Raw genomic sequence first — 24,746 nt, 5'->3', positions numbered from 1 at the left:
TTCTCCTTAGAACAGCCCCGATTGGGTTTTTAATAAATTCTCGACGTCTTTATCCACTTTGATATGAATTTCGTGTTCAATTTTGACGTTCATATTGATGGTAATCGGCTCTTTTGGCGCGGCTACCTCAATGCGGGGAATGCATCCCGTCAATGGTACACAGACTGCCGTTGCCAGTAGCCAAACCTTAAGGTTGCTCATGCTCACTCCTCGCAGGGGTTGAGAGGCTTTGCTCCAACCACTCCTGTAAATTATCGCCAAAACGTAAACTCCGCCAAAGCTCGAAAATATTTTCTTCATGATGATAGTTAAGCACGACCTCACGGTGTGCGCTTTGCTGAGGATTCACACCACGGATCGTCGCCGCCATGGTGAGCACCCCTAAATTACTTAAATTCACTTCGGCTCGCGAACGGCTTATCTCCATATAACGCAGCCACTCAATCGCCGCCCCCGCAGCCATGTTGTTGGCAGCCATTGCATCAGCCATATCAGGGTCGAGACGCAGTGTCAGCATAGACGCGTTGTCAATCCAGCCGTTACGAATGAGCCATTGAGAATCTTTCAGATATAACGGCAGTTCACCGTCTACCCGGCCCGACATCGCAAACTGCTTTGGTTTTAGCGCGGTAAACAGCACGCTGAGATCGATATCTTTCAGTCTCAAGACCGTTGATGCCGGTTGCGGGAGACGCAGTGCATCAAAGCCAATATGGCCTTTCAGCATATCGACACCGACGTTTGACAGCACCAACGGGGCGCGATCGCTATAGGGATAGTAGCCCTGTAGGTCAGCCGAAATATTACTCATCTCAAACAGGTTAGACAGGTGTTTAATCCGCAGGCTAATCGGCTGCTTAGCACCTAACTGCCACACATCATTTTTCAGACGATAGGCCATGATGAAATCTAAGCCACTCATCTCCCCATCTTTCAGCCACATACCGGCGTTTTTCACCACCATGTGCCCGCCCGCTTCGAAGCCCTGTTCTCGCGCTGCCGAGAATGCGGCCTGAGCATAAAAATCACCGTCACGCAGCGTGATATTCAGATCAGGCGATAGCAGCGGTTGGAATACTGCCGTAGGTTGTTTTGCCCACCAGGCTTCGCCGCGCAGTCGTTCTCCGTCCCAGCGGCCGTTTAGCTTGATGGGGCCAATACGTTCGGCGTGAAGATCGCCTTTTAATAAGAACTGATCCGGTGCAGTTCCCGCAGCAGCAAGGTTTAAAATGGCATGCGGGAGATAACCGCCGTTTTCCAACTCCACCTTATTGGTATCAAGAATAAAAGCACCGGTAAATTTCGGCTGTTTTTCATCCCTCACCCAAACAATCGGCTGGCCGATGGTTAAACGCGGTTTAACCACCGTCATCATGCCATAGTGGATTTTATCAAATCCGGTCGAAAGCTGATTAAGGCGGATAGTATTCCCTAGCCATTCACCACGGCCACCCACATCCCATTTCGCCGCCAGCGGGGGTAAATCACCGTTACCCCAATATTGCCACTGCCACTGTCCTTTATCAGGCAAGAATTGCTGCGCCTGACCATCTAGGTGCAATTTGAAATTACCCCAGTAGCTGTCTTTTACTTTCATGATGGCCTGTAAACGACCGGTAACACCTTCGGCGTTTAGCTTAATTCCCGCCAGCGGCCAACGCGCTTCTTGCAGCGTAGTTTGATCGTCTAAACGCCCCCATGCCCGCAGTAGCGATCCACTATCTAGCGTCAGCACCGGATTTAGCACGCTGCCGGTTAGTAGACCGGGGATCGAGGCCGTTAAAGACAGGTTTTGACTGTTAACAAGACCGGTCACGCGGAATGCCATGCTGCTATCGATCACGCTGAGCTTACCCGGTCCGAGATTGACAACCACGTTACCCTTCCCGTGGTTGCCCTGCGTGAGCACGTTCATCCGCGCTTCAATTTGTGTTTGCTGGTAATTTTTATCCCAGTTGGTCAGGGTGAGATCGATACCGCCCTGCAACGGTTGCTGCACATAAGGCCAACGCCACTGACCTTGATTAACGTGGATTTCATGGCGGCTCACCGTCCACGGCAAATCGGCCAACGGCGTTTTATCACCCTTAGCAACAATCTTCAAATTGCCTTGTTTGTTCTTCCATTCAGAAATCAACAGCAGAGGTTGTTCAACAAACGGCGTTTTGAGCTGGGCCTGCATGTTGCCGCTGCGCGGTAGTGAAGCTACATCCAGCGGTATTTGTAGCTCTCCATCAAGCTCAATCGGCTGATCGGTTTGCGGGACTTTCAGTGATAGCTTTTTAACCGTGAGTTTTTGTGTGTCATCGAGACGTGCATCAAGGCTAAGGCGGTCGCTACGGTAGCGTACCGTCTGCCCATCGGCGTTATTGACCACGCTGATGGCTCCGGCATAGTCCTGCCATGGGCTCACGATGAGATGGTTTATCGCCACGTCAAACAGCGGTAAAGAGCGCTGAATTTTATCCAGCTCAAGCGGTGCAGAGGGAGTATCAGATGAAGGGAGCTTTTCCAAACACTGGGTATTTACGTCAAGCGTGTCTGCCAGCATTTGCCAGCGACCTTGCTGATAGCGTAAGCGTGCCGCAGACAGATCGCCCAAACGGCAATCCTCCGCCAGATAGCTTAGCCCCGGCAGATGCAATGCACCGTTCGACCAATACGGACGAGCGCTAAACTCAACGCGCGTTCCGGCAGGAAGCCACTGTTTAATTACCCACGGCAGCCAATGCGCCACCGTTAACCAGAGAAACGTTAATGCCAATAATATGGCGATCAGCGCTGCAAATAACCTTTTGAGCCACTTGACCATAATTCGCCTTGCTTTTTAATAATCTGCCGCAACATATCATAATAATGGATACATCTGAACGAATCGGGCAAAATCCTAGATAAATCTAGTCGTTGTGTTGAATTTTAGTTCAGCGAAAGTGCACGTTTAGGCCATCAGCTTATTTGTCATACTAAATGTCGTTCGCTTTGTCTGTTTTGTTCATTTTTGCTATCATGATCACACTTTTCTGGTGGAGAAACCCCTATGAAGCTCGCGATTTACAGTACTAAACAGTATGACCGCAAATATCTTGAACTAGTAAATAAAGAATTCGGTTTCGAGCTGGAGTTTTTTGACTTTCTGTTAAGCCCTAAAACGGCAAAAGTGGCACAGGGCTGTGAAGCCGTGTGTATTTTTGTCAACGACGATGCGAGCCGCGAAGTGCTGACCGAACTGGCTGCGCTAGGCGTTAAAATTATCGCACTACGCTGCGCTGGCTTTAATAACGTTGATCTTGACGCAGCCAAAGAGCTTGGCTTAGAGGTGGTACGCGTACCGGCCTATTCACCGGAAGCGGTCGCAGAACACGCCGTCGGGTTGATGATGAGCCTTAACCGCCGCATTCATCGCGCCTATCAACGTACCCGCGACGCCAACTTCTCGCTGGAGGGATTGATTGGCTTTAATATGCATAACCGCACCGCGGGCGTGATTGGCACCGGTAAGATTGGCGTTGCCACAATGGGTATCCTGAAAGGCTTCGGCATGAAACTGCTGGCCTATGACCCATACCCAAACCCACAGGCGTTAGAATTAGGCGCAGAGTATGTGGATTTGAAAACGCTGTATGAGAAATCTGACGTTATCACCCTGCACTGCCCGTTAACGCCAGAAAACCATCATCTTTTGGATGCGTCTGCGTTTAGCCAGATGAAGAACGGTGTGATGATCATCAACACCAGTCGTGGCGGCCTGATCGACTCTGATGCTGCGATTGAGGCGTTGAAACAGCAGAAAATTGGCTCGCTGGGAATGGACGTTTATGAAAACGAACGCGATCTGTTCTTTGAAGATAAATCTAATGACGTGATTCAAGATGACGTATTCCGTCGCCTGTCGGCCTGTCACAACGTATTGTTTACCGGCCATCAGGCCTTCTTGACCGAAGAAGCGCTGACCAGTATTTCTGAAACCACGCTGAATAACATTCGCACGCTGACCAACGGTGAGCACTGTGAAAATCGGATCACCGCATAGGTTTTGATTGCCGCGCTACCAAAACAAAACCCCAGTGCAAACTGGGGTTTTCTGTTTAAGGTTGTCTATTGAAAGCTTCACACTAACAGTGCGATAAAACCCTCGTCGAATTTAGGCGATATGCTCCACCAGCAGTGCCTGACGATAATGAGCTAAACGCTGATTAAACAGCTCTCGCTGCTTGGTCGACATGTTGCCACACACTTTGCTGGCATCCATCTCACGTCCTTGAGACTCCATTAATGCAATGCTGCTGGCTAAAAAATCCATATTATTTTCGCCAAAATTGTTTCCATCACTCGTTGAAACACGCTGTGCGGTAGTCTTTACCATCTGGCACACTCCTCTTTCTGATTATGAAAAAAGGCTAATATGCTGCGTTGACTTAGTATCCCCCACTCAGGCGCTAGAGACTGAACACTGCGTGCTTGTTTGTTAATCTAGACCGTGCGGGAGATCACATTATTGCGCTCCATGATATAAATCATGTTGCCGTGATAACCCGTCTCTTTACGTAACGTGAAACCACATTTTTCAGCTAAGCGAACCGAACGAACATTTTCTTCATCGATGATGCAACACACCGGCGTTTTTAGCACTTCATCCGCCCAAGCAAGAACGCATTTTGCGGCTTCTAACGCGTAACCTTTGCCATGAAAAGAAGGAATAAACGTCCATCCCATTTCGGGATAGCGTAGGCTAGGTTCAATTTCACGATGATTTTCAGCGAGGCCAATATTGCCGATGTATTGCTGTGTGCTCTTATCAAAAACGGCCCAGTAGCCATAATTGAAAAGTGCCCAGTTACCTGTATAGCGTAACAGACGCTGCCAAACTTGCTCGGGAGTTTGTGGCGAACCACCAACAAATTTCACAATTTCAGGATCTGACCACATGGCGCAAAGGTCGGGAAAATCCTCTAGCCGATGGGTCCGTAAAACTAGTCGATCGGTCATTAAGACCGGCGTATCCAGCACCATAACATCCTCTGTATGTTTATCTTTCAATATCTTATTTATGGGATATTTTCTTTTTTTACTTCTGATGATTTATAAACCGAAAGAAACGTGGCAGGCAAACAAAAAACCTATCACTAAAGCGCTTTTGTGAAGTCAAAGAAAAAACTTCTTTTAGTCAGTGATGTATCACGCGGGGAAACGATGAGTTAAGTGATACTTACTTTTAAATTAGTATGATTTTTCCTCCTTGGGGCATTGATATAAAACAACGAACCAAAAAAAAATTCTGCCAGAATGATTTTCTTTTTTTTTGGGTCAATGTCATGTCAGGAACAGATAAAACACCGTCAGGGATATCACGTCGACATTTTGTTAAAGCGACCTCAGCCTTGGCTGCAACGCCACTGTTTTTTAATCGTAGCGCCACCGCTTCGCAACTTAAGACCAGCCCCACCCTAGTTCCTTCAGCACCTGAAGAGCGTGTGGTTCCTACATGCAGTACTTTTGACTGCGGCGGTAAATGCGATATTCGCGCGCATGTTGCAGACGGTGTAGTAACACGTATCACCACACGTCCCGATAACGAACTGGATGAAGAAATGCCGATCATGCGAGCCTGTGTTCGCGGACGCGGTTATCGTAAATTCGTCTATCATCCTGACCGCCTGAAATACCCGATGAAGCGCGTAGGTAAACGCGGTGAAGGCAAATTCGAGCGTATCAGTTGGGATGAAGCAACAACGCTGATTGCAGACAATCTTAAACGCATCACGGAGAAGTACGGCCCATCCTCACGCTACGTGCATGTTGGCACCGCGGTCAGCGGTGGCACCTTTAGCGGCGATGCTATGGTGCGCCGCCTGTTAAACCTGACCGGTGGACACCTCCAGTATTATCATTCCGTCAGTATGGGCAACACCGCAGCCGCCACGCCTTATACTTATGGCGTCGCCGCCAGCGGCAGCAGCCTAGATACGCTCACCGACACCAAGCTGGTTATTCTCTGGGGTCATAACACCACAGAAACTATATTTGGCCACAGCAACCACTATTTTCAGCAGATGAAGCAAAACGGGACGCGATTCGTCGTGGTCGATCCTCGTTACTCGGATACCGCTTCCTCCCTTGCCGATGAGTGGATCCCGCTACGCCCGTCCACGGATAACGCGATGATGGACGCGATGATGTACGTCATCGTCACTGAAAATCTGCACGACCAAGCCTTTATTAATCGCTATACCCTTGGTTTTGATGAAAGCTCAATGCCTGAAGGCATTCCTGAGAACGAATCGTTGGTTGCGTATTTGACCGGCGCAAAAGACGGCGTTAAGAAGACCCCTGAATGGGCCGAACGCATCACTCACGTCCCAGCGCAAACTATTCGCCAGTTGGCACGAGATTATGCGTCCACTAAACCTGCTGTTCTTATCCAAGGCTGGGGCCCACAAAGGCACAACTGCGGCGAACGCACTGCTCGAGGCTCAACGCTGCTGGCGACGCTGACCGGCAACGTCGGTGTGAAAGGCGGATGGGCAGCAGGCTACGGCGGCATCGGTAACCGGAAATTCACGACAGGCCCGGAGATGCCGGACAATCCAGTGAAAGAGAAAATCTCCGTCATGAACTGGGTTCAGGCCGCCGACGACGCTAGCAAAGTCACTCAGCAGGATGGTCTGACCGGGGCCGATAAGCTCAACAGCAATATTCGTATTTTGTTCTCACATGCCGGTAACTATCTGGCAAATCAAAACCCGGACATCAACAAAACCATTGGCGTTTTGCAGGATGAGTCGAAAATTGAATTCATCGTGGCGACCGATCTGTATCTCACGCCAAGTGCAAAATACGCCGACCTGCTGCTGCCGGAAACCAGCTTTATGGAACGCTGGAACATCGGCGAAACCTGGGGAACCGGCAACTATCTGGTGCTTTCAGAAAAGCTGATCGAGCCTCTGTTCGAGGCCCGGACCGACTATAACTGGCTACGTGAAGTCGCTGCTAAGCTAGGCGTTGAGGAAAAATTCAGCCTTGGCCGCGATGAAAAGCAGTGGATTGAACAAATCTGGGAGGCGACTCGGCTGTCAATGCCAGATGAAAATCTGCCGACCTTTGCGGCCCTGCAGACACAGCGTCGTCATCTATTTAAGAGTAAGCCATACGTTGCTTTTGAAGACAATATTCGTGATCCGGATAATCATCCTTTCGCAACGCCGTCGGGCAAAATTGAGATTTTCTCTAAACGTCTTTACGACATGCACCACCCGGAAATCCCTGCGCTTTCCCACTACGTTCCCGCACACGAAGGTCCTGAAGATGCGCTGGCGGAGAAATATCCTCTGCAATTGATCACCTGGAAAGGTAAAAACCGTGCTAACTCCACGCAATATGCCAACCCATGGCTGCAGGAAGTGCAGACCCAGAGACTGTGGATTAACCCGCTGGATGCTGAAAAACGTGGCATCGTCCAAGGCGACACAGTGAAGATTCACAACGATCGAGGCATCAGTCTGGTACCGGCTGAAGTCACCCCCCGCATTATGCCGGGTGTGGTCGCCATGCAGGCCGGGGCTTGGTGGCAGCCGGATGCCAACGGTATAGACCATGGAGGCTGCGCCAACGTGCTGAGTTCATCACGTATCACAGCGCTGGCAAAAGGAAATTCACATCAGACTATGCTGGTTGAGGTAGCAAAAGCATGAGCAAATTTATAGAGCTGGCTCCGGTGAGCACCAAACAACTCGGTTTCTTTATTGATTCTTCCCGCTGCTCCGGCTGCAAAGCGTGTCAGGTGGCATGCAAAGATAAAAATAATCTGGAAGTGGGTCGCCGGTTTCGTCGCGTTTATGAAGTAAAAGGCGGCGGATTCACGCCAACCGGTAACGGCGGGATGCTGAATAACGTTTACGCCTATACCCTCTCCATCTCCTGCAACCATTGCAGCGATCCGATTTGCACCAAAAACTGCCCAACTAAAGCGATGCACAAGCGTCCCGGTGACGGCATCGTGCTGGTCGATACCAACAAATGCGTCGGCTGTGGCTACTGCGCCTGGTCCTGCCCTTATGGCGCACCGCAGATGAATACACAGACGGGTCAAATGTCGAAATGTGATTTCTGTGTCGATCTGCAGACAAAAGGCGAACAGCCAATGTGTGTGGCAACCTGCCCACTAGGGGCAATCAAATTTGGGCCAATTGACGAACTTCGCGCGCAGTATGGCAATATTTGCGACGTTCAGGGGCTGCCAGACTCGTCCATTACACATCCGAATTTGGTGATCAAACCGCATCAGGGTGCAGAACAGGGAGGTAAATGATTGTGCAAGAATGGCCACTGATTTTCTTTACGTTACTGGTACAGGGTTCCGTTGGTACGACCGTACTGCTGTCGTTAATCCTGCTGTTTGCTGGTCACTCATTAGACCAAGCCCAACGCCGTCGTTTCCTGCTGGCACCGCTGATTATCGCCGTTGTGGCTGGTGGATGTGGATTGATTGCTTCCACCCTTCACCTTGGCTATCCGCTTAACGCTTTTAACGCGCTGCGTCACTTCAGCAGCTCATGGCTAAGCCGGGAAATTATTTTTGCCAGCCTCTATCTGGCAGCCGTAGGTATCGCTGCGGTGCTGGCGCTATTTCTGCGGAAAGTGTGCCTGCCACTGCTGCTGGTCGGGTCCGTGTTGGGCTTAATCGACGTTTACTGCATGGGGGCGATCTATACCCATACCACCATCGCAACGTGGACCCATTTAAACACTTGGTTCATGTTCTTCGGGGCCGTGTTGAGTATTGGCTCGGCGGTGGGTATCTGGCTGTCTGCCAAGCTGAACGATAAGTTTCGTCAGCGTGTCACAGCGTCTGCACTGGCGGTTATGACCGTCAGCATCTTGGTGCGACTGCTGGAGCAGATGAGTTATTTCAGCTATCTATCTCAGGCTAAGATCAGCCAGATGGTGACCTTCCCTCACCAGCCACTGGTTATCTTTGACCAACTACGCACCTTGTATTTCGCTTCGTGGGTGCTGCTGTTAGTGGGTATTGCGCTGATGGGCATGTCAATTTACGCCTGCAAACGCCGCTCTATGGTGGTGCTGGGAGGCTGTGCGGTAATTGTTGCCGAAGTCCTACTGCGCGTCGTGTTTTTCACGCTGAGCTGATGGATTTTCTTTCCCTCAAAAAAGCCCGTCCTTCCGTGGGACGGGCTTGTTTAAGAAACCGACTTCGCCATAGCGTGTGTCAAGCCTGTCAGGATGCCTGTCCGCTTGGGGCAATCCGTCTCAATAACGGGTCGGCAGACATTGATGCAGATAGCTGTATCGGTTGTGCGAGATGTCTTTTCGTTTGTCCTGCCTCCGCGATTGAGAATCTGGCTCCTCCACAGCGCGCTTATCGGGACAGCGCTCTGGTCGCCCCTTTAAGTCTTATTCCCCCCACAACTGAAGAACTACGACTCTGGCACAGCCAGCATCACATCCGCTCGGTAGAAATTCATCCCGATGAACACCATGGCTGGCTGGTATCCATTGCTGAACTCAACCGGCATCTGGATCTTGTTGGTGAAACGATGTGGACTCTGGCCCCGCCACCGCAAAACAACATCAATGCCGGACGCCGCCGCTGGCTGCAAATTAATCGGGTAACGGCTGGCACTAAGGCTGTCTCACCCGCTGCCGCTTCACCCACGGCAACGCTGGCTATCATCATGGACACCAACAGCTGCTACCTTTGCGGCGCATGCGCTAAAATTTGCCCACAGCAGGCAATTACGCTATCAGAACAAGAACTGACGCTCGATCCGCACCGCTGCAACGGCTGTAAAGCCTGTGAAAACGTCTGTTTTCCAAAGGCAATAGAAGTTAAACTCTCTGCCACTGCCCTCCTAACAAATTATGCCGTTTTCAAAGCAACGTGCTCCTCATGCCAACAGACATTTGCCAGCTGGCGAGAGGATGTCGACAGATGTCATATCTGCAAGCGTCATACGTACGGTATGCGGGAAGCCTAAAATAATTTCGATTGCGGGGCACGAGACCTAATCAGTGCGAATTAGAAGTTTTTAACGGTTCAATAGTTTAGAAAACGAACTTGATGTGCGTTTTCGCAAGAATAAGTAGGCCTTTACAATGAAATTTAAAACACTATCTCTGGCATTAAGTTCAGTTTTACTTGCCGCATGTACGACTCAGGCACCACAGCCGTTGCAGCAAAGCGATCTTTTACATCGCCATTTTGTCTTACAAAGCGTAGATGGAAAAGTCATCACCGGTGCAAAAACGCGTATGGAACCCGGAATTGAGTTTGGCGAAAAAATGCATGTTTCTGGGGCGATGTGTAACCGCTTTATGGGCCAAGGTGAGCTGAACAATAATACATTGAAGGTGGCGAATTTAGCCTCAACCCGTATGGCGTGTATCGATCCCGCTCGTGCAGAGTTAGATCCCATTATTAGCGATGTATTGAGTAAAGGTGCGGATATTTCTTTAGTGAAGGAGCAACTGGTCTTGAAAAATGCCAAGCATACGCTGGTGTACCAGCAGCGAGATTGGATGTAACTTCGCGAATAGGCCCTGCCGGCTGAAATCATAGCCGGCATCAGCATTTGTCGATCTCAACGATTGATAGCGAAAGCGTAAATCAAGATTAGTTGGCGGGACAGGCACCACGCATCAATGCGGATTCGCCGCAGCGTTTGCCATCCGGTAATTGGCACATGCCGACCGAACTCCCATCGAGTTGACTAGAAAGAGCCAGAGTCCCCCCCGCCAACGCGCAATTTTCAGCCGCCGCATTTGACATCCCGATACGCTGATGAACGTTGGCACTGGTTGCCTGCTGCTCAGGCTCACTGCTACATCCCGACAGCAAAAGACCTATCGCAAGGGCTAAACTTAACTTTGCTATCATTTCTACTCACTCCTCTCGCCTAGTTTTATTCCAAGATTTTAATATGTCGATCAATGTTGGCTATTGCTTGGGGCTCATTTTTACACAGGTTCACCGTATGTCAGCTTAATTTATCAACTGAATCTCTACAGAAAGCTAATAGCACGAAAATATGGCCTTTAAGGCTGTTTTTCTCGTAGGCTGGTTAAGATAAAATTGCTGGCTGCATCAAGCTGGGCGTACGGTGAAATAATTATTCGTTTTTACGCTTAATCGTTCTGCAAAACAATAAAATTACAGCGAGAGGAACAAATGATTACTGATTTATTGCTACGCGTCGTATTAGCAGGATTTCTTGGCGGCCTGATTGGCATTGAACGCCAGCTGCGAGCCAAAGAGGCCGGATTGCGTACGCACGTATTGGTCGGTATTGGCAGCGCCATGTTTATGATTGTCTCTAAGTACGGTTTTAATGACATTCTGATGGAATCACATGTTGGATTAGACCCAAGTCGTATTGCGGCTCAGGTGGTCAGCGGAATGGGCTTCCTTGGCGCAGGCACCATCATGATCCAAAAACAGGTCGTGCGAGGACTAACCACTGCCGCAGGGCTGTGGGTTACCGCCGCCATCGGCTTAGTCATCGGGAGCGGCATGTATGAGATTGGCATCTACGGCACATTAATGACGTTGATTGTGCTCGAAGTTTTCCGTCAGTTGAGTAATCGCCTGATCGGTCATCATCACTCCATCATTATTCAACTGGTACCTGCCAGCGTGTCCGGCATTTTATTAGCGTTACAGCAAATGCGACTCAAACCAGGCTATTTAACCGTTAACCAGCACGATGCTGATACCGAACTGTGCGAAATGTCGCTCGATGTTACTTTGCGGCCAAAGCAGGATATCAGCGAGATTTATCAAAAACTACAGCAGGTCGATGGTGTGCATTTTATTGATATTCGCTAGCCGCCTATCTCGCCACTTCACGTTATTTCGTTCTCCAATAAGCGTTTTTAATCACCTTATTGGAGAACGTGACAGAATGTAAATTAATATTAATCCTGCCCTCCTTTCCCCTATTTTTTGTCTTCTCGCATCCATCTCTATGCCATGAAACTGACAAGCTCGCTAATTATGTTTTGCTATCATCATGCCATGATGAGACGTGGCTCGATTGTCATTGCTGCGTCCGGTGCAATATATCTTAGAGATTTCAAGAGCAGCCTGCGCTTGCCATTTGAATGACCGACGGTATTACGTTGTGAGCAACAAAAGGTACATTTAATGATCACCACTGATGGTAATAACGCAGTGGCTTCAGTGGCTTTTCGAGCCAGTGAAGTTATTGCTATATACCCTATTACGCCAAGCTCAACCATGGCGGAACAAGCAGATTCTTGGTCAGGCGATGGACGCCGCAATATCTGGGGCGACATCCCACGCGTCGTTGAAATGCAGTCTGAAGGCGGCGCAATAGCCACCGTTCATGGGGCATTGCAAACGGGCGCTTTGGCGACATCGTTTACCTCATCGCAGGGATTGCTGCTGATGATCCCCAACCTGTACAAAGTGGCGGGACAGCTTATTCCCTTCGTCCTGCACGTGGCAGCGCGAACCGTTGCAACACACGCATTATCTATCTTTGGTGACCATTCAGACGTCATGGCGGTTCGCCAAACCGGCTGTGCCATGCTGTGCGCCAATAGCGTACAGGAAGCCCAAGACTTCGCGCTGATTTCCCATATAGCAACGCTCAACAGCCGTGTGCCTTTTATTCATTTCTTTGATGGTTTCCGTACCTCTCACGAGATTAATAAAATCGTTCCGCTTTCGGACGACACCATTAAGTCATTGATGCCGCAAGACGCCATCGATGCGCACCGCGCACGGGCTTTAACACCGGATCATCCGGTGATCCGCGGAACTTCAGCTAACCCAGATACCTATTTCCAATCACGCGAAGCAACCAATCCTTATTACCAAGAAACCTATCAGCACGTCGCCAATGCCATGCAGGCATTCGGTGAGGTGACCGGTCGTCACTATCAGCCATTTGAATATTACGGTCACCCCGAAGCTGAGCGCGTCGTGATCCTGATGGGCTCCGCCATTGGCACCTGTGAAGAAGTGGTTGATACCCTTCTAGGCCGAGATGAAAAAGTCGGTGTGCTGAAAGTGCGCTTGTTCCGCCCGTTCTCTGCCGAACATTTGCTGAAAGTGCTGCCAAACACCGCTACACGCATTGCGGTATTGGATCGAACCAAAGAACCAGGCGCATTGGCTGAGCCACTCTATCTTGATGTGATGACGGCCTTGGCTGAATCATTTAGCCGCGGCGAGCGTGAGACATTGCCTCGCGTTATCGGCGGGCGCTACGGGCTCTCCTCCAAGGAGTTTGGCCCAGACTGCGCGTTAGCCGTATTTAACGAGCTGAAACTCGATAACCCACGTCCGCGCTTTACCGTTGGCATATTTGATGATGTGACCGGACTATCACTGCCGCTGAGCGACGAACTTCTGCCACAACGCACGCGTTTGGAAGCGCTCTTCTATGGTTTAGGCAGCGACGGCACGGTCTCCGCCACCAAGAACAACATCAAGATCATTGGTAACAGTACCCCACTTTACGCGCAGGGCTATTTTGTTTACGACTCCAAAAAAGCCGGTGGTTTGACGGTTTCTCATCTGCGCGTGAGCGATAACCCGATCAACTCAGCCTACCTGATTAGCCAAGCTGATTTCATTGGCTGCCATCAGTGGCAGTTCATTGAAAAATATCAGATGGTTGAACGTCTGAAAACGGGCGGTGTTTTCCTTATCAATACCCCCTACAGCGCCGATGAAATTTGGCATAACCTGCCTAAAGACGTGCAAGCATTGCTGCATCAGCGTCAGGCCAAGGTATACATCATCAATGCGGCGAAAATTGCCCGTGAATGTAAACTCGGAGCCCGCATCAATACCGTTATGCAGATGGCATTTTTCCATCTCACCAACGTGTTACCGAGCGACGACGCGCTTAAACTGCTGCAAGACGCCATCACACGCAGCTACAGCAGCAAAGGGAATGAAATCGTTGAGCGTAACTGGCAGGCACTGGCGGTTTCGCGCACCGCATTAACGGCAATTCCGCTACAGCCAATCGATGACACCAGCGCAATGCGCCCACCGGTAGTCTCCGATGAAGCACCTGATTTTGTGAAAACCGTTACCGCCGCTATGCTGGCTGGCTTGGGCGATGCTTTGCCAGTATCAGCCTTCCCGCCTGATGGCACTTGGCCAACGGGCACCACTCGCTGGGAAAAACGCAACATCGCCGAAGAGATCCCGATTTGGGAAGCGCCGCTGTGTACCCAATGTAACCACTGCGTTGCAGCCTGTCCGCATTCAGCGATTCGTGCCAAAGTCGTCGCTCCTGATGAGATGGAAAATGCGCCTGACTCGCTGAATTCGCTGGACGTCAAAGCACGCGACATGCGTGGGCAAAAATACGTGTTGCAGGTCGCGCCTGAAGACTGTACCGGCTGTAATCTGTGCGTCGAAGTGTGCCCTGCGAAAGATCGCCAGAATCCTGAGATTAAAGCGATCAACATGAAGCCGCGCTTAGAGCATTTGGCCGAAGAGAAAGCGAACTTTGACTTCTTCTTAGAACTGCCAGAAATCGAACGCAGCAAAATCGAACGTATTGATATCCGTACTTCACAGCTGATTTCACCGCTGTTCGAGTACTCCGGTGCGTGTTCCGGCTGTGGTGAAACGCCTTACATTAAGCTGCTAACTCAGCTGTATGGCGATCGCCTGCTGATTGCTAACGCAACGGGCTGTTCATCGATTTATGGCGGTAATCTGCCTACCACGCCATACACCACTAACGCGGATGGCCGCGGCCCTGCATGGGCAAACTCGCTGTTTGAAGACAATGCTGAATTTGGTCTTGGCTTCCGTTTAACTATCGATCAGCATCGCCAGCGCGTTAACCGACTGTTAGACAGCTTAGCTGAGCAGTTGCCATCAGAGTTGCTCAATGAGCTACATCAGCCCGATCTGCCGATCGAAGAACGCCGTATTCAGGTTGAAAAACTGCGCGCCGAATTGCAAAAAATCGACTCCGTTGACGCTCGTCAGTTAATCACCGACGCCGATTATCTGGTTGATAAATCGGTTTGGCTTATCGGTGGTGATGGCTGGGCCTACGATATTGGCTTTGGTGGGCTCGATCATGTGTTAAGCCTGACTGAAAACATCAACGTTTTAGTGCTGGATACGCAATGCTATTCCAACACCGGCGGCCAGCAGTCCAAGGCTACGCCGTTGGGCGCGGTGACGAAGTTTGGTGAACACGGCAAACGTAAAGCACGCAAAGATTTGGGCGTCAGTATGATGATGTATGGTCATGTCTACGTAGCACAAATTTCTTTGGGTGCGCAGCTTAACCAAACGGTGAAAGCCATTCAGGAGGCTGAGGCTTATCCGGGGCCATCCCTGATCATTGCATACAGCCCTTGCGAAGAACACGGCTACGATCTCGCCTACAGCCATGAGCAAATGAAGCAGCTCACCGCCACCGGCTTCTGGCCGCTGTATCGCTTTGATCCGCGCCGCAGTGATGAAGGCAAGCTGCCGTTAGCGTTGGACTCTCGCCCGCCGTCCATCGATCTAGCCGACACCTTGCTCAAGGAACAGCGTTTCCGCCGTTTGAATACGCAAGAGCCCGAAGTCGCTCAGCAGTTGTACCGCGATGCCGCTGCCGACCTGAAAAAACGCTTTGAGTTCTTAAGCCAAATGGCCGGTAAACCTATTTCGGATAGCGACGAATAAGCATTCGTTGGCTAATAAATACCAAAGCGATGTCATTTTGGCATCGCTTTTTTATTACCATCATGAAGATGAATTAATAAACCACAGCCGAGTTTCCTAATATTCCTATTTATTATTTCACGGCTGAAAGGTTTCAGTCTGAAATAATTAATTATCTGTTTTGATTATCAATAGCTGCACGCCACATGACATTGGTGTGTCATTTTGATAGCGCAAATAAACAAATCCCAAATCTATTGCGATTGAAAATTGACTCAGCGCATCTTCGCTAGGTTATTGCTGTTCTTTTGAGCGATACGCATAGGGTAAATGTGATACGTTGCACAATTGGCTAATTCCTTAGCCTTCAATAAGTCATTTTCCCTAATCTTTGCATGCTATGTGCATCACCGGAACAAAACTAATAATTTTAACCGGACGTGGGTGAGGTCGTTATGAATCGATTTGTTATTGCTGATGCTAAAAACTGCATCGGTTGCCGGGCCTGTGAGGTTGCCTGTGTCATGGCACATAATCACGGCGAACATGTGCTAACCCCTGCACAATTCCAACCAAGAATTCACGTGCTCAAACTTGAGCACAAACACACGGCGGTATTATGCCGTCACTGTGAAGATGCGCCTTGTGCCAACGTGTGTCCTAACCACGCGATCGAAAAGCGCGACAACAGTATTCAAGTTATTCAAGAGAAGTGCATTGGCTGTAAAACCTGCGTCGTGGCCTGTCCCTTTGGCGCCATGGAAGTGATTACCCAGCCCGCGCCCACAGAAACATTACCCGACGGCGTTATCGCTAACGCCCACAAATGTGATCTGTGCGCAGGCGTCGCCGATGCCCCCTCCTGTGTCGCCAGTTGTCCAAGCAATGCATTAAAGCTGATCGATGATGAAACGCTGAATAATCTGCGTCGCCAGCGCCAGCTACGCGCCATGATGAACGATGACTCAGGATTACTCTTTGACGGCAGCGCCAGTAAAGCACTCCAATCAGCAGCGCCTATCGTGATGCCAATTCGCTCAGCAAAACCCAGCAAAGTACCGCAGATGCTGAACACTCCTGCACGTCATGATCCGGTGAAGAAGCCGATTGCGATACGCAAGGCAACGTTCGTTGAGATCTACCCCACCTTCAGTGAAGAAGAAGCCAGCGGGCAAGCCAGTCGTTGTCTGTCATGCGGAAGTCATAGTGTATGTGAATGGACATGCCCATTGCACAACCGGATACCGCACTGGGTAAAACTGGTTAAAGAAGGCCGTATTTTGGAAGCCGTTGAGCTTTCGCATCAAACAAACTGTCTGCCAGAAGTCACTGGACGAGTTTGTCCACAGGATCGGCTGTGCGAAGGCTCTTGCACGCTGGGTAAAGAGTTCGGAGCAGTCACCGTGGGCAACATCGAACGTTTCATCTCAGACAAAGCGTTTGAAATGGGATGGACGCCCGACCTTTCATACGTAAAACCGGTGGATAAGCGTGTTGCGATTATCGGTGCAGGCCCTGCGGGTTTAGGCTGCGCGGATATTCTGGCACGCAACGGGATTAAAGCCGTCGTTTATGACCGCCATCCTGAAATCGGCGGGCTGCTGACCTTCGGCATACCTTCGTTCAAATTGGATAAATCTATTTTGGCGCACCGCCGTGAGATTTTTACGGCCATGGGAATTGAGTTCCATTTAAATACCGAGATTGGCCGCGACATTACACTCAATGAATTACTCGAGAGCTACGATGCGGTGTTTGTCGGTGCTGGCACCTACCAATCAATGAAAGCCGGTTTGGAAAATGAAGACGCAGCAGGCGTATACGATGCCCTACCTTTCTTGATTGCAAATACTAAACAGGTTATGGGATTACCTGAACTCCCAGAAGAGCCCTACATCAATATGGCAAACAAGCGCGTTGTGGTGCTGGGCGGCGGAGATACGGCAATGGACTGCGTGCGCACCTCCATTCGCCACGGGGCAGAAACGGTAACCTGCGCCTATCGCCGTGATGAAGCCAATATGCCTGGTTCGAAAAAAGAGGTTAAAAATGCCCGTGAAGAAGGCGTTGAATTTGAATTTAACGTCCAACCGCTGAGCATTGAAATCGATGATGATGGAAGCGTCACCGGTATTCGCATGCTAAGAACCGTTATGGGTGAGCCTGATGCCGCAGGACGTCGTCGACCTAAGCCGGTCCCTGGTTCCGAGTTCGTCATGCCTGCCGATGCCGTGGTGATCGCCTTTGGTTTTAATCCACATAAAATGCCTTGGCTCGAAGCAGAAAACGTAAAACTGGACCAATGGGGCCGAATTATCGCCAGCGTCGAGACCGCTATTCCTTATCAAACCAGCAATAAAAAAATATTTGCCGGCGGTGACGCGGTGCGCGGCGCTGACCTAGTTGTAACAGCCATTGCCGAAGGTCGGCATGCCGCTGACGGTATAATGACGTATCTAAACGTTCCTGTTCAGCGCCCTATTATCACGCCAGAAAATGCGGCTTAATTTTACATTTCAATACTAAATAAAAGCAGACTTCGGTCTGCTTTTTTATTGTCAAAATAAAAATAAATTGTGACCAAGAATACAAAAATAAGAAGTAAGTTATTTGCAATCAAGAATAAATTCACATTGAATTAACTAAAAATTATCTCTTAATTAATTAGCACTAAAACATTCATTAAATCAATCAAGGTAACTAATGACATTTTCATTATTACTTTCATCTATCTTATTACAAATTACACTTTCAGATAAATGGAACTTAATCGTTAGCATCTAATGGCTGTAATGATTTATTAAAACCTATGATTAAGTGCTTATTATTCACACGAAAAATAACAAGGATTTTATCATGAAAAGAAAAGTATTGGCGATGGTTATTCCCGCTCTGTTGGCAGCAGGCGCAGCTCACTCAGCAGAAGTTTATAATAAAGACGGCAATAAATTAGACTTGTACGGCAAAGTTGATGGTTTGCACTATTTCTCTGATGACTCAAGCAAAGATGGCGACCAGTCATATGTGCGTGTTGGCTTCAAGGGCGAAACTCAGATTACAGACCAACTGACCGGCTACGGCCAGTGGGAATATAACGTTCAGGCTAATAATACGGAAGGCAACGGCAGCGACGGCAACTTCACTCGTTTGGGTTTTGCTGGCCTGAAGTTCGGTGACTACGGTTCATTCGATTATGGCCGTAACTATGGCGTGCTGTACGACGTTGAAGGCTGGACCGATATGCTGCCAGAGTTCGGGGGCGACTCTTATACTCAGGCTGATAACTTCATGACGGGTCGTGCAAACGGCGTTGCAACCTATCGTAACAACGGTTTCTTCGGTTTAGCCGATGGCCTGAACGTTGCTGTACAGTACCAAGGTAAAAACGACGGTACTAACAATGACAATGAAAAACTGAGCAACAACTCGCGTGATGTTCAGCACCAAAACGGCGACGGTTACGGTTTATCAACAACCTATGATTTCGGTATGGGTATTAGCGCTGGCGCAAGCTACGCTTCTTCCGATCGTACTGACCAGCAAAGTAACTTATCCACCGCTCGCGGCGACAAAGCTGACGCATGGACTGTCGGTCTTAAATACGATGCTAACAACGTCTATTTAGCAACTATGTATGCTGAAACTAACAACATGACGCCATATGGCGATGGCGACACCAATCAGGTTGCAAACAAAACTCAAGACTTTGAAGTCACCGCACAATACCAGTTTGATTTTGGTCTGCGTCCTGAAGTTTCCTACCTGCAGTCAAAGGGTAAAGATCTGTACACCGCCAACACGCAATCAGCAGCAAACAGCATTGGCGACAAAGATCTGGTGAAATACGTATCTGTGGGTACAACGTATTACTTCAACAAAAACATGTCTACCTATGTTGATTATAAAATCAACCTGTTGGACAACGACGATAGCTTCTACAAAGACAACGGTATTTCTACCGATGACGTCGTCGCTGTTGGTTTAGTTTACCAGTTCTAACCTATTTCCTACGTTCGACTAAAAGCCACCTTCGGGTGGCTTTTTTATTTTCGCTGCGTTACCTAAACAAATACTCAATGGGTTTTAGATTTAAAAATACAATAGACTTATATATTTCATAAATGAAACGAATACATACACAAGGCTACATTTAATGGATTTTATTCATAGTCGATAAGCGCGAAAATAAACGCATCAAATACGGAATTTCTTAATACAGCAATGGATGCCTTGTAAATATATTGTAACTACGAAAATAAGGTATTATATGAAAAAGCTCATTTTATCTGTGGTATTCGCTACAGTAACAGCCAGTACCGCCTTCGCCGCAGACATGCAGATCCCATGGGCTGATAACAGCGGCGGTACAGAAAGCACGCACATTGCAGCCCAAAACCAAGATTTAAACTACCAGCATCAGAACATTACAAAAACAATGGAAGGCACCTGGGCCGATAATAGCGGAAGTATTGCTCAAGATGAGCAGTCTCTGACTAGCCATAAACCCGCCGTGGTTGCAGATCCCTCATTGATGCCACATCAAGGCTGATTTTATGCCGCAGCTTATATCCTATATTTGCTGCGGATTACCTTTTTGTACACCGTTATATCCCCCTACTAACATTCTAACTAAAAACGATTATCCTTTTTAAAACACCTCGTTCTTACATCCAAGATAAAGTTTTCATCAATGAGAATTTAAATATAATAATTGAATGAGTTCATTTGATTGTATATATTAATGGTATATATCTAGATGAGAAAACAAAATGTACGAAGATAACGAAAAGAAGCTTTATGTTATTCTTAATCGAAACCATGAAGTCAGCACATTGATGAATGCGGCCTGCCATCTTAGTTCCGGGATCACGAATTGCACCGATGAAAATATTTTTGATGAATATCAAAATGCCAGCAGCAGATTAAAAGCTAATTTGAGCCATTATCCAGTGGTTGTCTTACAGGCTAAAAATAGCAGTCAACTCGCCACGGCAACTCAAAAGGCTAACGAAGCAGGAATTACTTATAATTTCTTCACCAGCACCATGCTTTCCCACTCCGCTGAACAGCAGATTTCAGACACGCTTAATACTGAACTTGATAAGTTAGACTTTATTGCAATTGCATTGTTTGGTGATACTGAAGCACTAAAACCTATTACCAAGAAGTTTTCAGTTTATAAATAGCATCACCAAAAAATAAAGGCCTGCAAATTAGCAGACCTTTATTTTTTAATTCTCGATTACTTTTTAACGACGGCCTGTACTTCGACCTCAACATCTAATCCCATAACAAGATCACAGCTTATTGCCGATCTAGCAGGGAAACCGTGCTTGAAATAGGTAGCGTAAACTTGATTAAATTCTGCAAAATGTTTCATATCTGATAGCCAGACTGTCACTTTAACCACTGAATCTAAATCTGAGCCACATTCGCTTAATGTTTTCACGATGCTTTGCATGATATTTTCAGTTTGTTCAGCAACACTACCGTAAACCGGTTTGCCTTCTGCAGACATCGATACCTGTCCAGATAAAAACAGAAAATCCCCAGCTTGTACGGCTTTAGCGAACGGAAAAGGCAATTCACTGGCAAAGCGATGAATATTTGTCGTCATTGTTTTCACCTATAGGCAAGTTAGAAATTAAACTGTTATCGTCCCATGAAGATAAAGCACCGCTTGCCCACTGATAATAACGCGTGGCTTTCCGTTGGTGTGGGTATGCAATTGGCAACGTAACTGCCCTTTTCTTTTTCCGCCTTGCTGAGCTGTCAGTACGCTCTTACCCATTTTCCGAGCCCAAATCGGAGCCAAACACGTATGCGCAGAGCCGGTGACAGGATCTTCATTGACACCAACGTTGGGCCCAAACCAACGCGAAACAAAATCAAACTGACTTCCCTGCGCCGTAACGACTACGCCGCGCACGGGATAGTTAGCGAGCTGAGAAAAGTTTGGCTCAAGGGTTTCAATATCGTCTGGCGAATCCACCAGCACAATGTAGTCATCTGCTTTGTAAACTTCACGAATAGGCACGGATAGATTGAGTGCCTGAGCAAGCCCATCAGGAATATCAACCTGAATAGGATCCTTAGCAGGAAAATCCATTGCTAAAAAATCGCCGTCTCGGGTCACGCTCAGCACACCGCTGCGCGTTGAAAAATTCAATACACGGCTTTTTTCATCGAACTGGTTGAACAAGACCCAAGCCGTCGCTAGCGTCGCGTGGCCACAGAGATCAACCTCAACCAACGGGGTAAACCAGCGAAGCTCTATAATTTCATTTTTACGCACATAAAACGCAGTTTCAGACAAATTATTTTCAGTCGCAATCTGCTGCAACGTGTTGTCATCCAGCCATTCTTCTAGCGGACATACGGCTGCAGGATTACCCCCAAACGCACGAGCAGTGAAAGCATCTACCTGAAAGATTTCAATTTGCATTATTTTTTCCTCGATGATGTCTGAGTCTTGGCGACAGTTTGGCTCTGTCTGATTTCTTCCAGATAGTTATAAATTGTATAGCGAGTCACGCCCAGCGCCTTTGCGGCCTTCTCTACTCCACCTTTCACGATAAATATGCCGCGATCCTGCATTTGGCGAACAGCCTCAAGCTTGGCCTTCTTATTCATGACACCGTTTTTAGTGCCACTATGCTGCATTGCACCCTGAATAATTTCCGTCATCAGATATTCCATGTCGGGCGGTTCCGACACCTGATTTTCAGGCTGCATGCCAGTCGCTAAAAGCTGAGCTAAACACGCCTGAGCCGCTTCAATACCGCTAATGTCAGAATTAACACACAAACTGGCAAATGGATGTCCCTGGGCGTCACGGTAAACCACAGTTGCACTGCGCAGCTTTTTGCCAGAACGAGTCAACGTATCATAACCCCCCACCACAGAAGGCTCATCGTTTGAAACATCCTGGATCTCCTGCATCACGGCAGAAAAGCCCCTGTCATTTTGCGGCCCAGCCAAAACAGAGCTGCCAATTTGACGCCCAGAAACATGTCCATTCGCAATTGCCAGTATTGAGTTCTGAGGATTCGTCAGATCATGCAATACGACTTCGGTATTGCGCCCAACAACGCACCCCAGCATTTGCAACGCACTGCGTAATACTTTAACAACTAGTGTACGTTCACTGATGATGACAGGATCAGTGACATCAGAAATACAAGCATTGTTAACCGAAGTCTTCATAGAGGCTAATACCAGATAGCGCCGAGACGCATACAGAGAATGATGAATACAATATCAACGAAAAATCATATTTTCAACATTATGTTGAAAAAGCCCTAAGGCCACCGCTCAGGCCTTGTGGCGCGTAAGTTCGGATAAATCTAGTTCGTTGCGCTGAAAGCAGGATGAAACTCAACGTCGCCAACAGGAACCCGCCCTTTAAATGCCAAGGCCTGAAAATATTCAGCCGGAACCCCAGGCAAGACCAATGAATCGTCGGCAACAAATCCAAAGCGGCCATAGAACGCCGGATCGCCGAGTACAACACATCCTGCGGCATCGAGGGATTTTAACTCACTCAGAATTTGCTCAACCAGCGCAGAGCCAATCCCTCTCCCCTGATAATCTGGGACAACGGAAACCGGAGCGAGACCATACCAACCTGAATCACCGCTGCTAATGATGACAGACGAGATAGAAGCATGCCCCACAATGCGTTGAGCATCCAACGCCACCAGCGAAAGCGTGAGTGCCCCAGCATTTCTGAGTGCGTTAACAATCAAATGTTCGTTATGATCGGTATGTTCCGCGTTTAAAAATGCACTGGCAGTGACTGATTCTATGGTATCGATATCCTGCGGCGTTTCATGACGAAGCGTTATGGTCATTGGTGTGTTTCTCTGTGTGAGTTATATAAAAAACACTTAAATTATACATTTTATCTATTTTTACGTCAGTAATTGGATGTCACCAAACAACGATCGCTCTCTCCATTTTGTTATTCATTAAGCTTATGTAGCCGAGCACTGCTCTTATTACCCCACAGTAACTAATCCATTTAACAATAATTATCGCGATAACAAATTCACCACAAGAATTAATTTATGAGTGATCAATGATTTCACCACTTAAATTAGATAACTAAATATTAATTTATTTACTACTTTCTAATCGATTGCTAAGCAATAAATCTATACACTCATTGTGTGGATATTTATAGTTAGTAATAAAACATATCCATTGCAAATGAATTCGATATTAATTAAGGACGGATTAATGAAAAAAGTTTTAGCATTATTGATCGTAGCAATCCTTGGAACCGCTTCTGCATCAGCAATTGCGTGCCCAAAAGGCGAACATCCGTATGGTGGTTCAGGTTCTCATCATAAAGGCGGGTATTGCGCGTAACATATATAAGCCCTCTTGCGGGAGGGTTTGAATAGTAATTATTCATAAAGTGAAGGAAACATAGAGCAAAAATTTTTATCTAAAACCCAAAGCCACTCTATAGCCTGTTTAGCCTAGTAGTGAATTTTTATTGCTTTCATATTAGTTGAAAGAGCATGGCATATATTGTTAAAAATTCATTTTATCTTTTATAAGCTGATAACCTGCAAATCTCAGCTTAGAGCAAAGTAAGTCTTTTCTCATACTGAGTGACATCGAGTACATTTCACGAGCATCAGGATCCATAACAGCGCTGTTTTCATTTAAAAATCGATATCTCTCAGCTAGGTCATGGTAGGCCCCAGCAAACCCATTGTATTTCTTTGGATCTTCATTAATCAAAAAGCTTAAAGTCTCTAAACAACGGGCTCCCGTTGTCACACCAAATTGATTTTTTACCATACCGTCATTTTTCACATCAGTGTCATTAACCATAATTGCAGCATCGTCTAGCGAAATATCTTTAGGCTCTTGTACGATACAAGCACTGAGTGTAAACAACGTTAGCAATATAACTAAAACCCTATAAATCATATCAATATGACAACCATGCTATTGCTATTAGCCCAATTATACATTTTTTGTGTAGGCATTTTTTTGTTAATTATCCGCGATGTACCGAAAACAAATGAAGCAGTGCAGCATTTACTTAGGCAGATCAATG

23 protein-coding genes are annotated in these 24,746 nt (G+C 47.8%); 13 read left to right on the top strand and 10 right to left on the bottom strand.

Annotation, left to right across the window (positions count from 1 at the left end; all coding sequences use genetic code 11):
* Window positions 1-6 precede the first annotated feature (6 nt).
* Entirely contained in the window at window positions 7-201 is a 195-nt protein-coding gene (locus BN1044_RS21410) for a YnbE family lipoprotein (protein WP_025801325.1), read from the bottom strand.
* Window positions 188-2,812 carry a YdbH family protein gene (locus tag BN1044_RS21405; protein WP_072310378.1) on the bottom strand — a complete coding sequence of 875 codons (2,625 nt, stop codon included), beginning with the start codon at window positions 2,810-2,812 and terminating at the stop codon, window positions 188-190. Before BN1044_RS21405 ends, BN1044_RS21410 begins: the two co-directional genes overlap by 14 nt.
* Before the next feature lie 225 nt (window positions 2,813-3,037).
* On the opposite strand from BN1044_RS21405, the gene BN1044_RS21400 reads away from it, so the two are divergent.
* Complete coding sequence (locus BN1044_RS21400; RefSeq protein ID WP_072310377.1) at window positions 3,038-4,030, top strand: 2-hydroxyacid dehydrogenase; 993 nt, start codon at window positions 3,038-3,040, stop codon at window positions 4,028-4,030.
* 111 nt (window positions 4,031-4,141) lie between these two features.
* Here the strand turns inward: BN1044_RS21400 and BN1044_RS21395 are convergent, their stop codons facing one another.
* Window positions 4,142-4,363, bottom strand: a complete 222-nt coding sequence (locus BN1044_RS21395) for a glycogen synthesis protein (protein ID WP_072310376.1) — start codon at window positions 4,361-4,363, stop codon at window positions 4,142-4,144.
* A 107-nt stretch (window positions 4,364-4,470) separates the two neighbouring features.
* Window positions 4,471-5,010, bottom strand: a complete 540-nt coding sequence (locus BN1044_RS21390; RefSeq protein ID WP_072310375.1) for a GNAT family N-acetyltransferase — start codon at window positions 5,008-5,010, stop codon at window positions 4,471-4,473.
* Window positions 5,011-5,312: 302 nt separating this feature from the next.
* Here BN1044_RS21390 and BN1044_RS21385 point away from each other — a divergent pair, with 302 nt between their 5' ends.
* The 5 genes from BN1044_RS21385 (at window position 5,313) to BN1044_RS21365 (ending at window position 10,539) form a co-directional block, all read left to right on the top strand.
* Window positions 5,313-7,688, top strand: a complete 2,376-nt coding sequence (locus BN1044_RS21385) for a DMSO/selenate family reductase complex A subunit (protein ID WP_072310453.1) — start codon at window positions 5,313-5,315, stop codon at window positions 7,686-7,688.
* Window positions 7,685-8,305 (top strand): DMSO/selenate family reductase complex B subunit, encoded by a 621-nt coding sequence (locus tag BN1044_RS21380; protein ID WP_072310374.1) that lies wholly within the window; start codon window positions 7,685-7,687, stop codon window positions 8,303-8,305. Before BN1044_RS21385 ends, BN1044_RS21380 begins: the two co-directional genes overlap by 4 nt.
* Window positions 8,302-9,144 (top strand): dimethyl sulfoxide reductase anchor subunit family protein, encoded by an 843-nt coding sequence (locus BN1044_RS21375; RefSeq protein WP_211095759.1) that lies wholly within the window; start codon window positions 8,302-8,304, stop codon window positions 9,142-9,144. Before BN1044_RS21380 ends, BN1044_RS21375 begins: the two co-directional genes overlap by 4 nt.
* The gene (locus tag BN1044_RS21370; protein ID WP_072310373.1) at window positions 9,144-9,992 is read left to right on the top strand and encodes a 4Fe-4S binding protein; all 849 of its coding nucleotides are present in this window, start codon (window positions 9,144-9,146) and stop codon (window positions 9,990-9,992) included. Before BN1044_RS21375 ends, BN1044_RS21370 begins: the two co-directional genes overlap by 1 nt.
* A gap of 118 nt (window positions 9,993-10,110) precedes the next feature.
* A complete protein-coding gene (locus BN1044_RS21365; protein ID WP_072310372.1) occupies window positions 10,111-10,539 on the top strand; it encodes an META domain-containing protein in 429 nt (142 codons plus the stop codon).
* Window positions 10,540-10,627: 88 nt separating this feature from the next.
* Here BN1044_RS21365 and BN1044_RS21360 read toward each other — a convergent pair whose 3' ends face one another.
* Entirely contained in the window at window positions 10,628-10,891 is a 264-nt protein-coding gene (locus BN1044_RS21360; RefSeq protein WP_072310371.1) for a putative hemolysin, read from the bottom strand.
* Window positions 10,892-11,182: 291 nt separating this feature from the next.
* Here BN1044_RS21360 and BN1044_RS21355 point away from each other — a divergent pair, with 291 nt between their 5' ends.
* From BN1044_RS21355 to BN1044_RS21330, 6 genes are all read left to right on the top strand, one after another.
* The gene (locus tag BN1044_RS21355; RefSeq protein ID WP_072310370.1) at window positions 11,183-11,839 is read left to right on the top strand and encodes an MgtC/SapB family protein; all 657 of its coding nucleotides are present in this window, start codon (window positions 11,183-11,185) and stop codon (window positions 11,837-11,839) included.
* Between the two features lie 318 nt (window positions 11,840-12,157).
* Window positions 12,158-15,691 (top strand): pyruvate:ferredoxin (flavodoxin) oxidoreductase, encoded by a 3,534-nt coding sequence (gene nifJ / locus BN1044_RS21350; RefSeq protein WP_072310369.1) that lies wholly within the window; start codon window positions 12,158-12,160, stop codon window positions 15,689-15,691.
* Between the two features lie 434 nt (window positions 15,692-16,125).
* The gene (gene aegA / locus BN1044_RS21345) at window positions 16,126-18,177 is read left to right on the top strand and encodes a formate-dependent uric acid utilization protein AegA (RefSeq protein ID WP_072310368.1); all 2,052 of its coding nucleotides are present in this window, start codon (window positions 16,126-16,128) and stop codon (window positions 18,175-18,177) included.
* A 349-nt stretch (window positions 18,178-18,526) separates the two neighbouring features.
* Window positions 18,527-19,669 carry a porin OmpC gene (ompC, locus tag BN1044_RS21340; protein ID WP_072310367.1) on the top strand — a complete coding sequence of 381 codons (1,143 nt, stop codon included), beginning with the start codon at window positions 18,527-18,529 and terminating at the stop codon, window positions 19,667-19,669.
* 268 nt (window positions 19,670-19,937) lie between these two features.
* On the top strand, window positions 19,938-20,219 hold the full coding sequence (locus BN1044_RS21335) for a hypothetical protein (RefSeq protein ID WP_072310366.1): 282 nt from the start codon (window positions 19,938-19,940) through the stop codon (window positions 20,217-20,219).
* 220 nt (window positions 20,220-20,439) lie between these two features.
* The gene (locus tag BN1044_RS21330) at window positions 20,440-20,856 is read left to right on the top strand and encodes a DUF2000 domain-containing protein (RefSeq protein ID WP_072310365.1); all 417 of its coding nucleotides are present in this window, start codon (window positions 20,440-20,442) and stop codon (window positions 20,854-20,856) included.
* 56 nt (window positions 20,857-20,912) lie between these two features.
* On the opposite strand, the gene BN1044_RS21325 is transcribed toward BN1044_RS21330, so the two are convergent.
* The 4 genes from BN1044_RS21325 to BN1044_RS21310 form a co-directional block, all read right to left on the bottom strand.
* The gene (locus BN1044_RS21325) at window positions 20,913-21,287 is read right to left on the bottom strand and encodes a RidA family protein (protein WP_072310364.1); all 375 of its coding nucleotides are present in this window, start codon (window positions 21,285-21,287) and stop codon (window positions 20,913-20,915) included.
* Between the two features lie 27 nt (window positions 21,288-21,314).
* On the bottom strand, window positions 21,315-22,115 hold the full coding sequence (locus BN1044_RS21320) for a PhzF family phenazine biosynthesis protein (protein ID WP_072310363.1): 801 nt from the start codon (window positions 22,113-22,115) through the stop codon (window positions 21,315-21,317).
* Window positions 22,115-22,876 (bottom strand): helix-turn-helix transcriptional regulator, encoded by a 762-nt coding sequence (locus BN1044_RS21315; protein ID WP_072310362.1) that lies wholly within the window; start codon window positions 22,874-22,876, stop codon window positions 22,115-22,117. Before BN1044_RS21315 ends, BN1044_RS21320 begins: the two co-directional genes overlap by 1 nt.
* Window positions 22,877-23,016: 140 nt before the next feature.
* A complete protein-coding gene (locus BN1044_RS21310) occupies window positions 23,017-23,523 on the bottom strand; it encodes a GNAT family N-acetyltransferase (RefSeq protein ID WP_072310361.1) in 507 nt (168 codons plus the stop codon).
* A gap of 388 nt (window positions 23,524-23,911) precedes the next feature.
* On the opposite strand from BN1044_RS21310, the gene BN1044_RS24140 reads away from it, so the two are divergent.
* Complete coding sequence (locus tag BN1044_RS24140) at window positions 23,912-24,043, top strand: hypothetical protein (RefSeq protein ID WP_282100183.1); 132 nt, start codon at window positions 23,912-23,914, stop codon at window positions 24,041-24,043.
* 168 nt (window positions 24,044-24,211) lie between these two features.
* Here the strand turns inward: BN1044_RS24140 and BN1044_RS21305 are convergent, their stop codons facing one another.
* The gene (locus tag BN1044_RS21305; RefSeq protein WP_139130991.1) at window positions 24,212-24,592 is read right to left on the bottom strand and encodes a hypothetical protein; all 381 of its coding nucleotides are present in this window, start codon (window positions 24,590-24,592) and stop codon (window positions 24,212-24,214) included.
* Window positions 24,593-24,746: the final 154 nt, after the last annotated feature.

It is taken from the genome of Hafnia alvei, from assembly GCF_900095695.1.
Classification (GTDB): Bacteria; Pseudomonadota; Gammaproteobacteria; order Enterobacterales; family Enterobacteriaceae; genus Hafnia; species Hafnia alvei_B.
Note: the sequence above shows the minus strand (reverse complement) of the source record. Positions and strands in the feature narration are given on the sequence as shown.